The sequence below is a fragment of the Snodgrassella alvi genome, from assembly GCF_040741455.2.
Classification (GTDB): Bacteria; Pseudomonadota; Gammaproteobacteria; order Burkholderiales; family Neisseriaceae; genus Snodgrassella; species Snodgrassella alvi_E.
The window spans coordinates 1,164,481-1,183,322 of the sequence record NZ_CP160328.2 but is presented as its reverse complement, the minus strand read 5'-3'; the positions used below and the strand labels follow the sequence as shown (position 1 = coordinate 1,183,322).

The 18,842-nt window shown below is 47.2% G+C and carries 17 protein-coding genes; 5 read left to right on the top strand and 12 right to left on the bottom strand.

Annotation, left to right across the window (positions count from 1 at the left end; translation table 11 throughout):
• The first annotated feature begins 70 nt into the window (after positions 1 to 70).
• A complete protein-coding gene (locus tag ABU615_RS05405) occupies positions 71 to 406 on the top strand; it encodes a zinc ribbon domain-containing protein YjdM (protein ID WP_267403851.1) in 336 nt (111 codons plus the stop codon).
• 108 nt (positions 407 to 514) lie between these two features.
• On the opposite strand, the gene ABU615_RS05400 is transcribed toward ABU615_RS05405, so the two are convergent.
• The 11 genes from ABU615_RS05400 to ABU615_RS05350 all read right to left on the bottom strand — a co-directional run bounded on the left by ABU615_RS05400 (position 515) and on the right by ABU615_RS05350 (position 13,301).
• Entirely contained in the window at positions 515 to 1,159 is a 645-nt protein-coding gene (locus tag ABU615_RS05400; RefSeq protein WP_370388332.1) for an NAD(P)H-binding protein, read from the bottom strand.
• On the bottom strand, positions 1,159 to 1,671 hold the full coding sequence (hutX, locus tag ABU615_RS05395; protein ID WP_367486803.1) for a heme utilization cystosolic carrier protein HutX: 513 nt from the start codon (positions 1,669 to 1,671) through the stop codon (positions 1,159 to 1,161). Before hutX ends, ABU615_RS05400 begins: the two co-directional genes overlap by 1 nt.
• A 42-nt stretch (positions 1,672 to 1,713) precedes the next feature.
• On the bottom strand, positions 1,714 to 3,096 hold the full coding sequence (gene hutW, locus ABU615_RS05390) for a heme anaerobic degradation radical SAM methyltransferase ChuW/HutW (protein WP_370388659.1): 1,383 nt from the start codon (positions 3,094 to 3,096) through the stop codon (positions 1,714 to 1,716).
• Between the two features lie 444 nt (positions 3,097 to 3,540).
• Entirely contained in the window at positions 3,541 to 5,043 is a 1,503-nt protein-coding gene (locus ABU615_RS05385) for a glucosyltransferase domain-containing protein (RefSeq protein WP_370388658.1), read from the bottom strand.
• Positions 5,044 to 5,312: 269 nt separating this feature from the next.
• The gene (gene glmS, locus ABU615_RS05380; protein WP_370388657.1) at positions 5,313 to 7,154 is read right to left on the bottom strand and encodes a glutamine--fructose-6-phosphate transaminase (isomerizing); all 1,842 of its coding nucleotides are present in this window, start codon (positions 7,152 to 7,154) and stop codon (positions 5,313 to 5,315) included.
• A 400-nt stretch (positions 7,155 to 7,554) separates the two neighbouring features.
• Complete coding sequence (locus tag ABU615_RS05375) at positions 7,555 to 7,836, bottom strand: FeoC-like transcriptional regulator (RefSeq protein ID WP_267403837.1); 282 nt, start codon at positions 7,834 to 7,836, stop codon at positions 7,555 to 7,557.
• A gap of 133 nt (positions 7,837 to 7,969) precedes the next feature.
• Positions 7,970 to 10,294, bottom strand: a complete 2,325-nt coding sequence (gene feoB, locus ABU615_RS05370) for a Fe(2+) transporter permease subunit FeoB (RefSeq protein ID WP_370388656.1) — start codon at positions 10,292 to 10,294, stop codon at positions 7,970 to 7,972.
• Positions 10,294 to 10,533, bottom strand: coding sequence for a FeoA family protein (locus ABU615_RS05365; protein WP_100140709.1), 240 nt, complete (start codon positions 10,531 to 10,533; stop codon positions 10,294 to 10,296). The genes feoB and ABU615_RS05365 overlap by 1 nt, the downstream gene beginning before the upstream one ends.
• A gap of 331 nt (positions 10,534 to 10,864) precedes the next feature.
• Positions 10,865 to 12,235: a bifunctional UDP-N-acetylglucosamine diphosphorylase/glucosamine-1-phosphate N-acetyltransferase GlmU gene (glmU, locus tag ABU615_RS05360; RefSeq protein WP_267391593.1), complete on the bottom strand. Its 1,371-nt coding sequence runs from the start codon at positions 12,233 to 12,235 to the stop codon at positions 10,865 to 10,867.
• An 81-nt stretch (positions 12,236 to 12,316) separates the two neighbouring features.
• Entirely contained in the window at positions 12,317 to 12,586 is a 270-nt protein-coding gene (locus tag ABU615_RS05355; protein WP_100140707.1) for a spore cortex protein, read from the bottom strand.
• Positions 12,587 to 12,656: 70 nt separating this feature from the next.
• Entirely contained in the window at positions 12,657 to 13,301 is a 645-nt protein-coding gene (locus tag ABU615_RS05350; protein ID WP_367486820.1) for a pyrimidine 5'-nucleotidase, read from the bottom strand.
• Positions 13,302 to 13,395: 94 nt separating this feature from the next.
• On the opposite strand from ABU615_RS05350, the gene ABU615_RS05345 reads away from it, so the two are divergent.
• The 4 genes from ABU615_RS05345 (at position 13,396) to fba (ending at position 18,209) form a co-directional block, all read left to right on the top strand.
• On the top strand, positions 13,396 to 14,403 hold the full coding sequence (locus ABU615_RS05345) for a thiamine ABC transporter substrate binding subunit (RefSeq protein ID WP_267408868.1): 1,008 nt from the start codon (positions 13,396 to 13,398) through the stop codon (positions 14,401 to 14,403).
• Positions 14,404 to 14,520: 117 nt separating this feature from the next.
• A complete protein-coding gene (locus ABU615_RS05340) occupies positions 14,521 to 16,089 on the top strand; it encodes an ABC transporter permease (protein WP_370388655.1) in 1,569 nt (522 codons plus the stop codon).
• Positions 16,083 to 17,018 (top strand): ABC transporter ATP-binding protein, encoded by a 936-nt coding sequence (locus ABU615_RS05335; RefSeq protein ID WP_370388654.1) that lies wholly within the window; start codon positions 16,083 to 16,085, stop codon positions 17,016 to 17,018. The genes ABU615_RS05340 and ABU615_RS05335 overlap by 7 nt, the downstream gene beginning before the upstream one ends.
• A 126-nt stretch (positions 17,019 to 17,144) precedes the next feature.
• Complete coding sequence (gene fba, locus ABU615_RS05330; protein ID WP_100140702.1) at positions 17,145 to 18,209, top strand: class II fructose-bisphosphate aldolase; 1,065 nt, start codon at positions 17,145 to 17,147, stop codon at positions 18,207 to 18,209.
• Between the two features lie 98 nt (positions 18,210 to 18,307).
• On the opposite strand, the gene hpaC is transcribed toward fba, so the two are convergent.
• The gene (gene hpaC, locus ABU615_RS05325) at positions 18,308 to 18,838 is read right to left on the bottom strand and encodes a 4-hydroxyphenylacetate 3-monooxygenase, reductase component (protein ID WP_257388722.1); all 531 of its coding nucleotides are present in this window, start codon (positions 18,836 to 18,838) and stop codon (positions 18,308 to 18,310) included.
• Positions 18,839 to 18,842: the final 4 nt, after the last annotated feature.

Here is an 18,842-nt window from a genome sequence, read left to right as displayed (position 1 = left end):
CACATAAAAATGTGGTGCTTGCAGTAGATTTCGGTACAATCCCCGCTTTAAACCATATAGAGATCTGACCATGTCTGAAACAACGCCGATTTGCCCGCAATGCGCTAGTGAACAAAATTACTTTGATGGCAATTTTACTGTTTGCCTCGAATGCGGGCATGAATGGGATGCTAATAGTACACCAGCCACACAGGAGCTAGATGTCAAAGACAGTAACGGCAATCCGTTAGCCAACGGTGATGATGTGATTCTGATTAAAGACCTCAAGCTCAAAGGCAGTAGCACCGTATTGAAAAAAGGTGCCAAAGCCAAAGGAATCCGTCTGGTTGAAGGTGACCACGAGATAGACTGTAAAGTAGACGGAATGAAAATCATGCTCAAAGCATGCTTTGTTAAAAAAGCCTGATACTCTGAACGATTGAAATACCGCCAATCTAAGTGCCTAAACAAAGCATTGTAGACTGGCGGTTTTTATATGTGGATCATTTAATTATCCACAAACCGTTATTACAGCTTAGTTATCCACAGTATCAAGCCCCGGATCAACTACAGCATACACACGGTTATCAAGCTTATCCGCACTGATTCTTTGTAAAATTATCCGCGCTAACTCTGCTCTATGAATATAACCCTGTACCTGCTGCTGATAAAAACACTTGCCAGTGCCAGTAGCTTCACCTTGCGCCAGACCACCCGGACGCAAAATCTCATAATTTAGCGTACTGGTTTGCAGCCACACCTCAGCCAGAGATTTTTCTCGCACTGCATGTCCGAAAGCTTTTTTCGCACGCTCTGACATTGTTGCCCAAGTATCACCACAGCCCAATGATGTCACCAGCAGCATCTGACCGATACCACATAGCTCTGCCGTATCCATAATCAACCGCTGTGCCAGATAGTGCGCGCCTGCCGAACCACCCAGGGTAGATACAATCACAGTATCCTGACCAGCTAGCTTGCACACTTCGCGCACACTGGATTCATTCGTGGCATCTCCAACTATTGTTTCCACTCCTTGCTGTTGTAACTGGCGGGCAAAATCCTCATCCCGTACCAGTGCCACACAGCGCCAGTGACCGGTCTGTTGTAAAGCCTGCTGCAATACCTGATAAGCTGTGCCCATTTTTTGGCTTACCCCGAACAACAGTAATGTTTTCATCATTGCTCCTGTGTGGTGGCAAAAAGCTGTGCCAGACTGCGGAACTTATTTAATTGCTCCGCTTTCAGCTGCCGCTGCTCATCTCGCCCCACAAAAATTTTAAACATTGCGTCACCATGCTGATTGAGAAAAATAATCGACGCCGTAGCCATTTGCATAAAACTGCGTTCTACAAAAGCAATCTGCGCACAGTTTTCTGCGCGAATATGGCCGCCGAATCCTTGCTGATGTTGCAGATTGAAATAACCGGCACCATATTTACCTGCTGGTAGTAAACCCGAAAATTCCGCAATAATATCTGCCGTATGCACCAGAAAAGTAATTTCTCCCCATGATTGCACATCCTGCCACACTGCATCAAAGTGGCTGCCAGCAATTATCACCACATCCGGTATTGCTTTAATCACCTCAGCCAGTGTCACCTGATACTGTTGAGCAATCTGTTCCAGTGTACCTTCTGGATTGCTGCGCATATGAAGTTGCAGATTATTGTTTTCTGGATGTTTTGTCATCGTTTTCCCTTAATCAAGTCAATTGCACTAAACGTATTTTTGTCACGAAGTTGTGGCAAAACGCTGTATTGGTTTGCCGGTTGGGTGGCGTTGCATCATTTTTTCCTGCCACTCAAGATGTTCAGGATTATTTAAAGCCAGCAGTAACTGCTGCAATGCTTGCAACAGATTACTTGACCAAAAACGGCCAGACGGCGTTAAACGCGCGTAGCCCCTTTCATTGACCAGCAGACCAGCCTGCTGCCACTGCATAAGCAGCGGTTCCAACAATTCCGCCTGAGACGTTAGCGCGGGTAAATTCACCCGTCCCACTTCAATCCCCGCCTGAAGCTGATGTAACCAGCTACCCAACAATGATTTATCCGTTAGCATCATCAAAGGCTTTTTACCTGACTGCATCTGTGCATAGTATTCAGCCAGATCACGATGCAGCATAAACGAATGCCCATTTAAACGCCCACCTGCGCCGGAACCAAAAGCAAAAAAATCTGCTCCCTGCTTAATTAACAGGTTATATAAATTTCGTTCACGCGTGGTTTTTGCCCAATGGCTGTTACTTAATTGCATCCATCCCTGCTGGCGTAAAAACGCCTCACCTTGTAAATAAAATTCACATTTAGCTGCCACGGCCGGTAATTCAAGCTGTCCTTTATCTACTCTTCTAGCCAAAGGCGTAGTTGGCAGCAGATTCAATGCATACAAATCTAACCCGTCCAGCGGCAAAGCGGCTGCCAGCTCCAGATCAGTCTGCCAGCTTTGCACAGTTTGCCCCGGCAAACCGAACATCAAATCACACACCAGTGCTACACTGTCTAGCCGCCCAATACGCTCAAATGTCTCAACAATCTGCTCACGGCTGGATAAACGTCCCAGCTTCTGCCGGATAGCTGTATCAAAAGTTTGTACACCGATAGAAAACCGATTCGCACCAGCGGCAATATAACTTTCTGTACGTGCCTCATCAAAATCGGAAATTCGCCCCTCAATCGTAATTTCACAATCTGGTGCCAGTGGCAAAGATTGTCTGAGTAAGCTGATAACCTGCGCCAGTTGACCTGCGGGTAGAGCAGATGGTGTACCGCCCCCAAAATAAACAGCGTGAATCGGTGCAGACTGCATTACTGGATTATTCATTTCCAGAGCAATCTCAGCTAGTAAAGTCGTTATATACTTATCCGTATCAAATTTGCGCAGCAGATTCTGGTAAAAACCACAAAACTGACAATGCGTTTCACAAAAAGGAATATGAATATAAATCAGCCTTTTATTGCCAGATATTGGCGATTGCTGCAATAAAGTCCATTGCTTTTCTATCTTTTCAGCAGCTAAAGGCAAACTGGCACGTAATGGCATCACCGCCCATCTATCCTGAAACGGCAGCTCAGTAGAGGCGGCGTAAAAACGGCTTAAATCCAAAGAGTTCATAACACAGACATCAAATCAAAGTGTCAGGATTAAATAATAATTATTCTCATTTGGCAATGGTTTTAAGCCAGCAAAATGCTACAACTTCCGCTTTATTGACACACATCAACAGACATAAAATTGCCAGCATTTTGCCGGCTGAAAAAAATAAGTGCCTTCAAGAGATTGATCGAACCTGTAGCTGGAAGAAAAAAAGCATATGCTCCAGCAAGAACAGTTTTGTAAAAATGTTCAACCGGATTCAATCACCAACTAACCGATACTGCGTCTAAACATTGAACTTGCCTGAAAATCACCCCGATAGAGATCTGTTTTAATCAATCTTCATTAAAACATTCTTTATTTGCAAAAGTCAGCACCACATTTTTCTGACTGCACAACATGTAGTTAGAAGGTTAATACCACCATTTTAAATAACTGTAACGACAGAATAGCTTATAAAATTTATTGACATTGTTTTGGCTGAGTATTCTCTTTTACACCAGTTGGGCAATAACCTACCTCCTGCCCCAATTTAACCACAACTACATCTTTTAATTGCAGAATACTTCCTTGCTGTGGCCACGCTGGTGCAGCATAAATTGTAGGCAGATCAGCTTTAATATCTTCATACGAAGCCGGAGTAATATTGGCAATTTCTGATTTATTCATAAATGCCGCTATTCTTACTGTATTACCATGGTCCCAGTTTAGAAACGACGCACCAAACATATCTGCATATTTTGGTAGGTTTACTCGCTTAATCTCTGGTGCTCCAAAAAAATAAACTCTTACTGGTGCTTCACCCGAACTTTTTAAAACTTTATCCATATCGTATGCAATAGACGAAGCTATTCGGTAATCTTTTTTATAGGCCTTATAGTCAGCATAAAAAAGATTGCTGACTGTGGCTATTCCATACAGAAAAGAAAAAAATACTATCGCCCATAAATATCTGTTTTTGCGTACAACAACAAAGGCAATCAGACCTGAAGAAGCAAAAAAGATACCAAAGCTTGTCATCGTACGTGCCGGTAAATCCTTACCAACCACTATATTCATACAAAACAGCGTGATAATACTTAGAAATACATACAAGCCATATCTGGCTTTGCTCTTCAACGGATAAAATAGCGGCAGCAATAATAACAATACTGCCATAGCAAATGTATTTAACCCTGAAGGTGCTTTCAGCGTGAAATAATGCTCTATGCAGCGGCTTACTTTCTTTAAAGCCAGCTGTGGCGACTCACTAAACCAAACCACAATATCTAATAAATAAGATTCAGATTGAAGATGGTAAATGTACAGAATCAGCTTTCCCAAAACTACATACAGAATTAACCCGATTACAGAGGAAATCAATAGCTTAAAAAAAAGTTTAATGTGTTTAATGTCTGACGCTCCCCGAACCGTATCCAGCATGAGATAAGCCAGTAGCAGGGAATAAGAAAAAAAGATAATTGACTGATATATCGCCACTGCATAGCCCAGCAGCAATGCTGGCAAACACAAGGAGCAAAAAAAAGAATCATTTTTGACAATCAGATACACAGCCACAGCCGATATTAAAATAGCTGTAGCCACCGTATCACATTGATTCAGAAATTGGAGCTGATAAGCAAACTGAGCCGAAGAAGCATATAAAACCGCAAAAAAAAGTGCTTGATTAAACTTCAGTGCAAAAGTCTTAACAATTACTACACACGAAACAGCCAATAAAATAAAAGTCAGAATTTCAGTATAAAAGGGAATAAAGGGTTCAGGATAAATAGTTGCTTTTAGTAACGCATGTCCCCAGCGTCCAATCGCTATCGTATGAGCAATATTATTATCAAACTCCTCATCTATGGACAGACTGAAATGTGTTAGCTCAAAGCCATATACAAAAAGATAAGTCACAAAAGCAGCCACAAAAACCGTGAGAGTCTGGTAATTGTCATTGCGGTTGGTATCTAATTTATGCATTAAGTGCAATCCCAAAAATAAAACTGATCCCTAATATATAAAAAAACATCTTTTACAGTAATTAATCAATTGTACAGATTTGTAAATAAAAAGAAATCATATTTGAAAATCAGATTTTATTTAGTATATAAAGTATATTGGCATAATTGGCTTAAAATCTGCTGTCTGAAGGATATATCAAAAATAAATTCCCTACTATGTATTAAAAGTAGGGAATTTATTTTAATGTTAAGCTGAAATTTAAAAAAACTCTTCAGATTAAATCTGCTTTATTCCACCGTCACTGATTTTGCTAAATTGCGCGGTTTATCCACATCCGTGCCGCGTGCCAGTGCGGTGTGATACGCCAGTAGCTGTACCGGTATGGTGTGAACAATTGGCGACAGTACACCCATATGTCGTGGTGTGCGAATAACATGTACACCTTCGCCGGCGGTGAATTCGCTGTCTAAATCGGTAAATACAAACAGTTCGCCGCCGCGTGCTGCAACTTCCTGCATATTGGCTTTGACTTTCTCAAGTAAGCTGTCGTTGGGCGCGATAACCACTACCGGCATATTCTGGTCTACCAGTGCCAATGGCCCGTGTTTGAGTTCGCCGGCAGGATAAGCCTCTGCATGAATATAGGTGATTTCTTTCAGTTTCAGTGCACCTTCAAGGGCGATGGGGTAGTGGATGCCGCGGCCAAGAAACAGGGCGTTGTTTTTGGCAGCAAACTGGTTTGCCCAGCCGGCGATTTGCGGTTCCAGATTAAGTACATGCTGGACGCTGCCCGGTAGCAAACGCAGTTCGCTGGTGTATTGCTCTTCTTCCTCAGGGGTAACCAGTCCGCGCATTTTGCCTAGGGTAACCGCCAAACCAAACAAGGCCACTAGCTGGGTGGTGAAGGCTTTAGTGGAAGCAACGCCGATTTCGGCACCGGCACGGGTATACAGTACCAGCTCGCTTTCGCGCGGCAGCGCAGATTCCATTACGTTGCAGATGGACAGGCTATGCTGCATGCCCAGTGATTGGGCATATTTGAGCGCCTCCATGGTGTCGAGGGTTTCGCCGGACTGGGAAATAGTAATCACCAGTTGTTCGGGGTCAGCAATCACTTTGCGGTAGCGGTATTCGCTGGCAATTTCCACATCGGTGGGTATCTGGGCGATGGCTTCGAGCCAGTAGCGTGCGGTTAGGGCGGCGTAGTAGGAGGTGCCGCAGGCAAGAATTTTGATGCTGCGAATGCGCTCAAAGATGGCGGCAGCATTAATGCCGAAGTTGGCCGGTTCGAAGCCGCCAACTAAAAATACTTCGGCGGTGTCGGTGATGGCTTTGGGCTGTTCGTGGATTTCTTTCTGCATAAAGTGGCTGTACAGGCCAAGTTCGAGCGAAGCGAGTGATAGTTCGGACATTTTGATTTCGCGCTCTACCGGTTGCTGGTGTTTATCGAGCAGCAGGTCGATGCCGTCTGTGGATAACTGTACGATATCGCCATCTTCCAAGAATACCACGCGGCGTGTATAGGCAATTACAGCGGATACATCCGAGGCGATAAAGCTTTCGTTTTCGCCCAGTGCCACTAACAGCGGGCAGCCCATGCGTGCGGCTACCAGTTTTTCGGGATTATCGCGAGCGATAACGCCAATGGCGTAAGCTCCTTGAAAACGCTGGCAGGCGTGCTGTACCGCTTGAAATAGGTTGCCAATGCTGCTGTGGGTGTATTCGTAATGAATGCTGTGGGCAATCACTTCTGTATCGGTTTGTGAGGTGAACTGATAGCCCAGTGCTTCAAGGCGGTTGCGTTCGCTTTCAAAGTTTTCGATGATGCCGTTATGGACGATGGCTATCAGATTATTGGAAATATGGGGATGGGCATTGGGTTCGGTAACACCGCCGTGTGTTGCCCATCGGGTATGGCCGATGCCAAGGCTGCCTTTTAGACCTGCAGCTTGTGCGGCTTCTTCCATCAGTTTAACGCGGCCGACGCGACGTACGCGCTCTATGCCATTGGGTGTCCAGACGGCAATACCAGAGGAGTCATAACCGCGATATTCCAGCCGTTCCAGACCGCTGGTTAAAAATTCTACTACGTTATTCTGAGCGCGAATGGCGCCAACTATGCCACACATGTTTTATCCTTTTGCTACAGGCTGGTTGCTGGTGTGGCTGCGCGTGTGAAGGGTAAGACTGGCCGCGGCTGTTGTGCATGAGAGATGAATGCAGCGGTTGTTGTCTATTTGGTGCGCAGTGCCATGCCTGTTTATGCTGTTTTCAATTGTTTAAGAAGACGATTGTAATGGAAATAGGCGTTTTGCACAGTAATGTTTGCTGATGCAGGCAGCTGAGTGTTTGTTTATTTGGTAGGGATGTGGTTGGGTTGTGTTGATGATTTAGAAAAATTTATTTTTATTTATCAATAATATTGATTTTTATACGCTGATCGACGGCGGTTGTATTTACATGCGGTATGTTGCTGGTATTGATTTATGCTGTCACTTTGCTAATCAATTTTGACTGAATCTGGCTTGTTTAGATGCTGTGTTGTGCGGAGGTGATGGGGATGGTTTTGCGGGGGCTGCTGATGACCTGATAAATTTTTTTGGCACCATCGGGACAGGCGAAGCAGTTGCTGCATTGGTTTGGACTACATCCGGGCTGAGTAAGACTAATTTGGCGTATGGTTCCTTTACGCAGCCAAAAGCTGAGCATTTGTTCCATAGCGCTTTCCTGTACTTGGAAATGGCGTGCTAAATCTTGCAGGCTGGCCTGTCCGATGCTGATAAGGTAATCGCGAATGGCAGTGATGAGCATATTTTGTCTATCCTGTGCTGTTATGGTTCCTGTTGGTTAGGTATTTGAATACAAACAGATAGTGACGATAGGGCAGATATCACTATCTGTTTGGGTAAATCTGTTTTAGCGGCTGGTAAAAATGTGCATCTGGTCAGTGGCAGCAGCTGCCTTTGCTATGTGGACAGGTTTTCATGGCTATCTGACAGGTCTGGCGCCGGCTACCGATGATTTTCATGGCACAGATTACGAGGATCAGTAAAATAGCTACACTACCAATCCAGTAGGAGGCACTGGCCGAACGGCTGAGCTGGTGATACTGGTAGTAGACGGTGGCACAGCTCCAGCCAGTGAGGAATGTCCAGCCAGCAACAAATAGCATCCAGCGCCAGCCGGCTTCGCGGTAGATGGTACCAAGCGCAGCGGCACAGGGGGTGTAGAGCAAAATGAATATCAAATATGCCATGGCAGCGGCGCTGCCACCAAAGGAACTTTCAAGTTTAGTTATGGTACGGCTGCTGATGTCCATGTCCTGCTGGACGCTGGCTGTATTTTCGTCAAGGGCTCTGAAGCCAAGCGGGTCAAGAAATGAGCCGGCCATTTCGCTAAGGTTGGCAGGAATGGTTTTTAAAGCTTTGATGATGCCTGCTTGCAGGTTGAATTCTTCCTCGCCACCGTCTTCTTCTGCTTTCATTGAGTAAAGGGAATTAAGCGTGGCGATAACGGCCTCTTTGGCAAAGATGCCGGTGAAGATGCCAACGGTGGCTGGCCAGTTTTGTTCGCTGATACCCATTGGGGTAAATACGGGGGTGATTTTTTGGCTGGCTACAGATAGTACAGACTGGCTGCTATCGGGGTGGCCAAATGAACCGTCGCTACCAAGGGAGTTGAGCAGGCTAAGAATGGTAACCATCAGCACGATGGCCTGTCCGGCACGGAAAATAAACCCTTTTAAGCGTGACCATGTGAGGTAGAGCATGCCGCGTAGTGTTGGTAGACGATAGGCAGGCATTTCCATGATAAATGGTGTGGTATCACCCGGTAGCAAAGTGTGTTTGAGTATCAGACCGGTAAAGATGGCGACACCGATACCGAGTAAATACAAGATAAATACGACACTGGAAGCATTATTAGGAAAGAAGATAACGGCAAATAAGGTATAGACGGGTAATCTGGCGCCACAAGACATAAACGGAATCATGCTGATGGACATCAGACGGTCACGTGCGCAGTCTAGGGTGCGTGTGCCCATAATGGCTGGCACACCGCAGCCGAAACCAACGAGCATGGGCACGAACGCTTTTCCCGGTAAACCGATGGCACGCATGCCTCTGTCTACAACCATAGCTGCTCGTGCCAGATAGCCGGAATCCTCGAGAAACGACAGGCACAGAAACATGGCGGCAATGACAGGGATAAAGGTGGCTACAGTTTGGATGCCGCTACCGATGCCGTTAGCCAGTATAGCTATCAGCCATTCTGGTGAACCAATATGGGTAAGTAAGGTAGAAAAGCCATCAACAAATATTGTGCCAAAAAGAACATCGAAAAAGTCGATGAATACGGAGCCGAATTTTACTGCCAGCATAAACATAAGGTACATGACAAACAGAAAAAACGGTATGCCGGTATATCGACCTAGGGTAAAACGGTCGATTTTGTCGGATAGAGACTGGTTTGCTTCACGTGGTTTTTCGATAACCGTACGACTTAGCTGGTCAATGGCATCGTAACGAGAGCTAGCCAGTGCGATGTCGATTTCATAGTTACACCAACTAGATAGTTCGTCACGACATTGCTGAACAATGTGCTCTTCGTCACTGCTAAGAGAAATAGAACTTTGTTTCAGCAGCAGTTCAATTAATGACCATTGATCGATTTGGTTTACTACACTGTCTGCCGGCAGTTGCGACAGATAGTGGCGGATGATATCACTTTGTTTTTTTCCGAGGGTGTCCAGTTGCGGGTCAGCAGCTACAGGCTGGCTGAAAGCTTTGCTGATTGCTTGCTGCAATTGTATTAAACCCATCTTTTTCGCTGCAGATATGGCTATAACAGGGCAGCCAAGCTGCTGGGTAAGGGTACTGATATTGATGTTTTCGCCCATGTTCTGCAGGGCATCCATCATGTTGAGTACGACCAGCATTGGCTTTTTCAGATCAAGCAGCTGAAAGGTAAGGTACAGGCTGCGTTGCAGGTTGGTAGCATCGATTATATTGATAATTAGGGTGTCAGGTTCGTTGAGCACAAACTCGCGCGCGATCATTTCGTCCTGTGAGGCTGCCATGTCGAGGTTTTCGATGGCATAAGTACCGGGCAGGTCGACGATTTCTACTGACTGCCCATTTATCTGGGTACTGCCAATTTTGCGCTCTACAGTAACACCTGGCCAGTTGCCTACTTGCTGGCGAGAGCCGGTAAGGGCGTTAAATAATGTGCTTTTGCCGCTGTTGGGGTTGCCGATTAATGCTATTTTCATTACTCAGCCTCAACTACGCCAATAGCCTGTGCTTCGCTGCGGCGCAGGCACAGGTAAAAACCACGGGTTTTGATTTCCAGAGGGTCGCCCATGGGGGCGGTACGGATAACAGTAACGTGGCTGCCGGGAGTGATGCCCATGGCTAACAAGCGGCGGCGAAATGGCATAGATTCGGGCAACAGTCGGGTAATAACTGCCGGTTGCCCGAACGGTAGTTGATCGAGAGTTAGTGTTGACACTGCGCTAAACCTTAGGTGGTAGATTTGGTTTATTGTTTTTATTGGGAATCATTTTTATTGTGCATGATATTACTTTTGCTTGTTAATTTGCATGCAAGGTTTGCTAAGGGAGTCGCTGTTGTTAAACAGTAATGTCAAGAAAGCGCTGGTGTATGTGATGTTTTTGCAGATTATAATTCCGATGTGTTGAATTTACTGCTGCTTGTGTAAGGATATATACAGATTTTTAGTCAGTTTTGGGAAAGGTGCAAAAAGGAAGATAGGTGGTAGCGCTAGTTTCTCAGCACATCTGGCTAAGCGAAATGTGCTGAGGCTGACAATGATGGCAGGATTATTCCTGTGGTTTTTTTTCAGGGCGCTTCCATTCGTTCAAGGTAGTTTGCCGGCTGCGGGCCAGAGTGAGCTTATCTGGCGGGCAGTTTCTGCTCAAAGTACTGCCGGCACCGGTGGTGGCACGGTCGCCAATGGTGATTGGCGCTACCAGCATGTTGCCAGAACCGATGCGTACTTGGTTGCCGATGACAGTACGGTATTTATTGACGCCGTCGTAGTTGCAAGTGATGGTGCCGGCACCGATATTGGTTTGTTCGCCAATGGTGGCATCGCCCAGATAGGTAAGGTGGTTAGCTTTGCTGCCATAGCCAATGGTGCTGTTTTTGACTTCAACAAAGTTGCCGATGTGTACGGCATCACCAATCTGTGCCTGTGGTCGCAGACGAGCAAACGGACCAATTTGCGCGTTGCTGCCGATAATGCAGTTATCTAGGTGCGAGTTGGGTTGGATTACAGTACCTGCGCCAATGGTGGCGTTTTTTATGACGCAGTTGGCACCAATGCTGACGTTGTCGCCCAGTTCTATGTTGCCTTCAAGTACGACGTTTACATCGATGATGACGTCCTGTCCGTGTTTTAACTGGCCACGTAAGTCGAAGCGTGCCGGATCACGCAGGGTTACGCCGGCCTGAAGCAGGGCGTTGGCCTGTTGCTGTTGCAAAATCCTTTCTAGCTGCGCCAGTTGAAGCTTATTGTTGACACCCGCCGCTAGCCATGAGGCACGTACCTGTAGAGGGTGTACAGGGATTTTATCGTGTTGTGCTCGTGCGATTACGTCGGTTAGGTAGTATTCCTGCTGAGCGTTGTGGTTTTGCAAGGCATTGAGCCATTGAGCCAGTTTGCGGTTGGGCAAAACAAAGATGCCGGTGTTGGTTTCGCAAATGGCTTTTTCGGCAGCGCTGGCATCTTTTTCTTCAACAATGGCGACTACGTTGCCTTGCTGGCGGATGATGCGGCCATAGCCGGTGGGGTTGTCGAGAACGTCGGTAAGTAGAGCGACATCTTCACCAGCGATACTGAGTAAATCCGCTAATGTCTGCTGGTCTATTAAGGGCACGTCGCCATAGAGTATCAGGGTACGTCCGCTGTCAGCCAGATTGGGTAACGCCATTTTAACTGCATGGCCAGTGCCAAGCTGTTGGTCCTGTTCGACCCAGTGTACGTTCGCCTGAATGCGTTGCCTTACTAGCTCTTTACCATGGCCGATAACCACGCTTATGCTATCAGGGTTCAGACTCTGTGCTGTGTGGATCACCCGTTCCAACATGCTGATGCCGCCTATTTCATGCAGAACTTTAGGCAGACGTGAATACATGCGGGTGCCTTTACCAGCAGCGAGGATAACGATATTAAGGGATGAAGTAGCCATATATCTATATGTGTATGGATGTGAAAAGGGGCTGCAGGTAATCAAGTCTGATTCCGGCAGCCCTGTGTGTTTAAACGCAGTTTATTCAGCACTGCTTTCTGGCTGATCCCACTTGGTGTGAGCCGGCAGTTTTTCATTAACGTCGCCCACCCCGGGTTTCATAGCATGTGGTTCGGGGCGCATTTTGTTGTACAGCATGTTGTGGGAATAAGTGCCATCCTGATACACCACGCGTGTACCCGGTTCGTATTTCTGGCGCAATCTGGTCTGGCCGGTGGCATCCTGATAAGTTTCCCATGTACAGCCGCTGAGTGCCAGTATTGTGCATATCAAGCAGATTCCCGCACGCATGGTGTCATCCTTTGTGGTTGGTGATTTGTAGTCTGTTATTGTAGAGAATTTGTGTGCTGACGTATAGCTTTCACAATAAGGTAAGCGCAATGTCGCGCAGGCCTGCCATATCAGTAACTGCAGCATCAATATTTGCTCTTGGATAACTCTGTGGACCATACCATACAGTACGCATGCCCAGCATATGTGCAGTGTGCAGATTGGCTGGGCTGTCATCAACCATAATGCATTGCTGAGGATGAATATGTAGCTGCCGACATAGGCTGTGATATGCATGGGGATGGGGTTTACAGTGCATTTCTACATTATCCGTTCCAATTACTGCATGAAAATATTGCTGGATTCCCATTGCTTTGATTAGTGCCTGTACATAGTGGCTGGGACCATTGGAAAAAACTATCTTGTGCCCATGTAGATAGGTCAGTGTCTGTGATAGCTCAGGCATGGGTTTAAGCAAAGGCAGAAGCTTTTCAAGTGGGTGGCAGGCAAGCAGAAATTCGTGCAGATTAATTTCAGGATGATGCAGGCCGATTCCAATAAGTGTAGCACCGTAATCGTCCCAATATTGCTGGCGTAGTTGTGAAGCGGCAATTTGATCAATGTGCAGTTGAGAAGCCAGAAAGTGTGTCATATTCTGATTAATGACGTTGAAGATGCCGGCATCTGCATAATGCAAGGTGTTGTCTAGGTCGAAAATCCAGTAATGAGTTGTCATGGTTTGTAAGATGGCGTCAGGTTTTTACTATATACGCGTAAAACAGGTATGATTGCAGGCACGATATAGATAATTTTAACAACTGGAGGCTGGAATGAAAGCGGGTAAGTGGTTAATCGGTACATTGTGCATGCTGGTTGCGGTATGGGCACAGGCACAGACTGAGGTGCGTCTCGCGGTACATGATTCTTTTGCTTTACCGAAAAATGTTCTAGCCGGATTTGAGCAGCAAAATCAGGTTAAGTTAACCTTAATCAAGGTGGGCAGCGGTAATGAGATGCTGAATAAGCTCATTCTTACCCGCGGCAAACCGATTGCCGATGCCGTATATGGTCTAGACAACAGCAATATCAGCAAGGCGCAACAATATCAGCTCTTTGCCACCACTCAGCCGGCCAGCCGTGCAGTGAATGTTGATTTACCTCAGGCACTGGCCATCGATTACGGCTACATTACCATTAATTATGATAAGGCTTGGTTTCAGAAACATAAAAAACCCTTGCCGCGGTCTTTAGAAGATCTTGCCAGTCCGGCTTACAAAGATTTGCTGGTGATGCCGAGCCCTGCTACATCAACGGTGGGATTGGGGTTTTTGCTGGCGAATATCGGCGGTCTAGGGGAGCAGGCTACATGGCAGTGGTGGGCAAAAATGCGTCAAAATGGTGTCAAAGTGACTAAGGGCTGGAGTGAAGCCTATTACACTGATTTCACGCTGAATGGTGGCAGCCGACCGCTTGTCGTAAGCTATGCTTCCAGTCCCGTAGCTGAAGTATATTACGGTAAAGGGAAATATACTACGCCACCAACCGGAGATCTGCGCTTTAAAGGAGCGGTATTCCGCCAAATAGAAGGTGCGGCGGTATTGAATCATGCTAGCCAGCCGGCATTGGCGGCAAAATTGGTGCAGTATCTGCAAAGTAATCAGGTGCAAAGTGCCATACCGACATCTATGTGGGTTTATCCGGCCGTGAAGGGGGTGTCATTGCCACCGGTATACGCACACATCAGTATTCCCACTAAAGTTGTGCAGCCAACGATGGCAGATATGGCAGCCAAACAGCAAAGCTGGGTGAAACAATGGGTAAAGGTAGTGCAACGCTAAGAGGTCAGGCCTGCAGTTAGGTCTGTGTGACATCAGACAGAACTTAATTAAACGGGGCATGCTAATGCCCTGTTTGATTTTGGTAAGCGTTAAGGTAAAGGTAATAAAACAGTGCATATGAAGCTGAACAGCCTGAAAGTCGGCGCCGGCAGAGTGGGAGAAAAGCTGCCTTACTTGCTGTTATTACTGCCGCTGGGGTTTTTGCTGGCTGTAGTAGTGTTGCCTCTGGGGGCGATGCTGCAACAAACTAATGCAACCAGTTTCCACATGGTGTGGCAGGACGAATATATGCGCCGTCTGCTTGGGTGGACAACTTTGCAGGCTGCCGGTAGTAGTTTGCTGACTTTGCTGTTGGGCGTGCCGGTGGCATGGGCGATTACGCGGTGGCAGTTTGCTGGCCGCAATCTGGTACTGCGGTTGGTCATGCTTCCGTTTGTAATGCCAACACTTGTGGCCGGTGTAGGAATTTTGGCGCTATTTGGTTCACAGGGTTTGCTTTGGCGTGGCTGGGAGGGTACGCCTTGGTTGTTATTGTACGGCAATGTGTTTTTTAATTTACCAGTAATGGTGCGTGCAGTCTATCAAGGCTTATGTCAAGTGCCGGCATCGCGTCTTTATGCAGCGCAAACGCTTGGTAGCAGTGTGTGGCAGCGCTTTATTCAAGTGGAGTTGCCGCAGTTGCTGCCATGGCTAGCTGGCGGTATGTGCATGGTGTTTTTATATTGTTTTTCGGGTTTTGGTCTAGCCTTATTGCTAGGCGGTGAGCATTACATTACGCTGGAAGTACAGATTTATCAGCTGATTGCCTATGAGCTGGATATGGCGCAGGCCGGTGTGCTGGTACTGTGGGTGCTGGCGAGTACGTTAGTATCGGGTATGGTATATGCGCTTGTAAGCCGGTTGAGCACACAGGCCAATATGGTACGAATGCTGCCACCACGGATACCAATCAGATGGCAGAAATGGGCGCTGTTACTGGCTTTGTTGCTACTGCTAGGTTGCTGTGTACTGCCGCTTATGGCTGTTGCTTGGCGTGCCGTACTTGCTGGCAGCTCTTGGTTAGTGCTGTTGGATGGTAGTACATGGCAGGCACTGTTTAATACGGTACGATTTACTGTAATGGCCATGCTACTGGCACTGCTGCTGGGTATGACACATGCAGCGCTGGCTCATCGCTGGACATGGGTACGTAGTCTGACTTTTTTACCGTTCATGGTCTCACCTGTATGTGTGTCGTTCGGGCTGTTGTTATGCTATCCGGAATGGACGGCTTCGCTGACCATGTTGATATGTACATATGCATTGCTTGCCTATCCGTTTATTACCAAAGATGTACTGTCCGCATGGGACAGCTTACCACTCAGTTATATACAGGCTGCGCGTACGTTGGGTGCCAGTAGCTGGCAGGTGATGCTGTATGTGATTTTGCCTTTGTTACGGCCGGCCTTGCAGCGGGGGCTGGCACTGGCGGCAGCAACCTGTGTGGGTGAATTCGCAGCCACACTTTTTCTATCACGGCCAGAATGGCAGACCCTAACTACCCTGATTTACCATTATCTAAGTACGGCCGGCCGGGATAATTATGACAAAGCAATGGTGCTGACCTTGCTGCTGATGTTGCTGGCTATGCTTTTTTTTGGGTTGCTGGAATGGAGTAAGAGCAAAAAGGAACAACACTTATGCTGAGTTGGCAGCAGGTTAACAAACAATTTGGCCGCAAAATAGTGGCTGCTGATTTAAGCCTGCACGTAGCTGATGGTGAGCTGGTAGCGGTACTGGGTGAGAGCGGCAGTGGTAAATCAACGTTGCTGAATATGGCAGCCGGTCTGGTGCAGCCGGATAACGGACAAATCCTGATTGATGAAGCGGATATTACGTTTTTGCCGGCAGAGCAGCGCCGTATCGGGCTCATGTTTCAGGACTACGCTTTATTACCGCATCTGAATGTATGGCAAAACGTGGCTTTTGGTTTGCGCATGCATGGGGTTAGCAAGGCACAGGCAAAGCAGCAGGCGCAAGAGTTTCTGGCTGAAGTGGGTTTGGCTGACATGGCAATGCAGTCAGTTGAGTTGTTGTCTGGAGGGGAGCAGCAACGAGTAGCACTCATAAGGGCACTGATTTTGCAACCGCGGGCTTTGCTGCTGGATGAGCCTTTCTCTGCATTGGATACAACCTTGCGAGGTAGTTTGCAGCAATTAACCTTACGCCTATTGCGCCAGCAGCAATGTCCGGCTGTATTGGTCACTCACAGCCCGCAGGAAGCATTTGCGCTGGCCGACCGTATCTGCCTGTTGCGGCAAGGACGCTGGGTGCAGGAAGGCAATGCAGCAACACTGCTAGCGCGACCAACAGATGCATGGGCAGCACGTCTGTTGGGCTGTGATAATGTGACAGACCATTTCTATATTCCGCAGCAGGCTTTGTGTTATGACCTTGAAAACGGTGTGCAGGTACAGGTAACTGACGTTTGTCTGACCGCCAGAGCTTACGATGTACAATTGCTGCATCCGCAATATGGATTATTACGCTGGTGGTTACCGCTGCATCGGACGGTGAATCGGGGAGACCAACTACCTTTAACTGTGCTACAAGATCAAATCGTTTTTTTTCACTGACTCTTTCTTTCAGACCATATGCACACGCTGACACAACTCTGCATGTGATGCCTACAAACCAAGCGCAAGGTGGTATAATTGCGCCGAATTTTTATCCATTATTGCCAAGTACACACGGAGAACCTCATGGCTTTAGTTTCTATGCGCCAACTGCTCGACCATGCTGCTGAAAACAGCTATGGCTTGCCGGCGTTTAATGTCAATAATCTTGAACAAATGCGTGCGATTATGGAAGCGGCCGATGAAGTTAACGCTCCGGTGATTGTGCAGGCCAGCGCCGGTGCGCGTAAATATGCCGGTGCACCATTTTTGCGCCATCTGATTTTGGCAGCTGTAGAAGAATTTCCGCATATTCCGGTAGTGATGCATCAGGATCATGGCGCTTCTCCGGAAGTGTGCCAGCGTTCTATTCAGCTGGGATTTTCATCTGTAATGATGGATGGTTCTTTGTTGAGCGATGCTAAAACACCTTCTACTTATGAATACAATGTAGATGTGACGCGTAAAACTGTATATATGGCGCATGCGTGCGGGGTTTCGGTTGAGGGAGAAATCGGTTGTCTGGGTAATCTGGAAACCGGCGATGCCGGTGAAGAAGATGGGGTCGGCGCCGCAGGCAAGCTCAGCCATGAACAGATGCTGACCAGTGTGGATGAAGCGGCACGTTTTGTCCAGGATACCGGTGTGGATGCACTGGCAATTGCCATCGGTACCAGCCACGGCGCTTATAAATTCACCCGCAAACCGACAGGCGATGTTTTGCGTATCGACCGCATCCGTGAAATCCACGAACGCCTGCCCAATACCCATCTGGTGATGCATGGTTCCAGCTCAGTGCCACAGGAATGGTTGCAGGTGATTAATGAGTATGGCGGCAAGATTCCGGAAACGTATGGTGTGCCGGTAGAAGAGATTGTCGAAGGGATTAAATACGGTGTGCGCAAGGTCAATATTGACACCGATTTGCGTTTGGCCAGCACCGGTGCCATCCGCCGTTTTCTGGCTACTCATCCGGCAGAATTTGACCCGCGCAAATACTTCACCGAAACCATTAAAGCAATGAAACAGGTGTGTATTGATCGTTATGTGGCTTTTGGTGCTGCTGGCCACGCTGGACAGATTAAACCGGTGTCGCTGGAAAAAATGGCTAACCGTTATGCTGCTGGTGAGCTAGTACAGATTGTAAAATAAATTTATCTGCTAGTGAAAACGGACTGTTCCGATAAGGGGCAGTCCGTTATTGTTTATCAGACGCGCTCTTTAATGCAGCAAAAGTGTGAAATATCTGCTTAGACGCAGCCTGCCTCACATACCGGTACAGCGGTTTGCGTAAACTGGCGCTGAAAATACAGCAAACCCTGATTGTCCTGTTCATTAACATTGATGTACTCAATGGCCACATAAAATACACTGTGACTGCCCATATCATGGCTGTCAATAATACGGCCATGCAGATGAGCCAGTGCCCCCACCAATTGTGGCTGGGTTGTATGCTGGTGATTCTGCCAATCGTGTTGCAAAAACCGCTCATGAGCCGGAATTGAGGTCATACCTGCAAAATGTTCCGCCACATCTTGCTGAGAGGCTGCCAGAACATTTACGCATAATTGTCCGTTGGCGCGCAAAATCGGTTGAATACGAGCATTGCGATTGATGCAGAGTAATAGTGTAGGGGGAGAGTCGGTTACCGAAGCGACTGCGGTGAGGGTAATACCATAGCGTCCGGCTTCCCCTTCTGTGGTGATGACATGCACTGCTGCGGCAACTTTCGACATGGCTTCGCGATACAGTAAAGCCATGGCTGAAGGTGATTGGTTCATGTTG

Bases quoted from the DNA above. Each gene is read 5' to 3' on its own strand.
- feoB (WP_370388656.1), bottom strand. From the start codon at position 10,294: ATGAAAATAGCATTAATCGGCAACCCCAACAGCGGCAAAAGCACATTA.
- hutX (WP_367486803.1), bottom strand. From the start codon at position 1,671: ATGACAAAACATCCAGAAAACAATAATCTGCAACTTCATATGCGCAGC.
- ABU615_RS05335 (WP_370388654.1), top strand. From the start codon at position 16,083: ATGCTGAGTTGGCAGCAGGTTAACAAACAATTTGGCCGCAAAATAGTG.
- glmU (WP_267391593.1), bottom strand. From the start codon at position 12,235: ATGGCTACTTCATCCCTTAATATCGTTATCCTCGCTGCTGGTAAAGGC.
- hpaC (WP_257388722.1), bottom strand. From the start codon at position 18,838: ATGAACCAATCACCTTCAGCCATGGCTTTACTGTATCGCGAAGCCATG.
- ABU615_RS05345 (WP_267408868.1), top strand. From the start codon at position 13,396: ATGAAAGCGGGTAAGTGGTTAATCGGTACATTGTGCATGCTGGTTGCG.
- ABU615_RS05400 (WP_370388332.1), bottom strand. From the start codon at position 1,159: ATGAAAACATTACTGTTGTTCGGGGTAAGCCAAAAAATGGGCACAGCT.
- fba (WP_100140702.1), top strand. From the start codon at position 17,145: ATGGCTTTAGTTTCTATGCGCCAACTGCTCGACCATGCTGCTGAAAAC.
- ABU615_RS05350 (WP_367486820.1), bottom strand. From the start codon at position 13,301: ATGACAACTCATTACTGGATTTTCGACCTAGACAACACCTTGCATTAT.
- ABU615_RS05340 (WP_370388655.1), top strand. From the start codon at position 14,521: ATGAAGCTGAACAGCCTGAAAGTCGGCGCCGGCAGAGTGGGAGAAAAG.
- ABU615_RS05405 (WP_267403851.1), top strand. From the start codon at position 71: ATGTCTGAAACAACGCCGATTTGCCCGCAATGCGCTAGTGAACAAAAT.
- hutW (WP_370388659.1), bottom strand. From the start codon at position 3,096: ATGAACTCTTTGGATTTAAGCCGTTTTTACGCCGCCTCTACTGAGCTG.
- ABU615_RS05385 (WP_370388658.1), bottom strand. From the start codon at position 5,043: ATGCATAAATTAGATACCAACCGCAATGACAATTACCAGACTCTCACG.
- glmS (WP_370388657.1), bottom strand. From the start codon at position 7,154: ATGTGTGGCATAGTTGGCGCCATTCGCGCTCAGAATAACGTAGTAGAA.
- ABU615_RS05375 (WP_267403837.1), bottom strand. From the start codon at position 7,836: ATGCTCATCACTGCCATTCGCGATTACCTTATCAGCATCGGACAGGCC.
- ABU615_RS05355 (WP_100140707.1), bottom strand. From the start codon at position 12,586: ATGCGTGCGGGAATCTGCTTGATATGCACAATACTGGCACTCAGCGGC.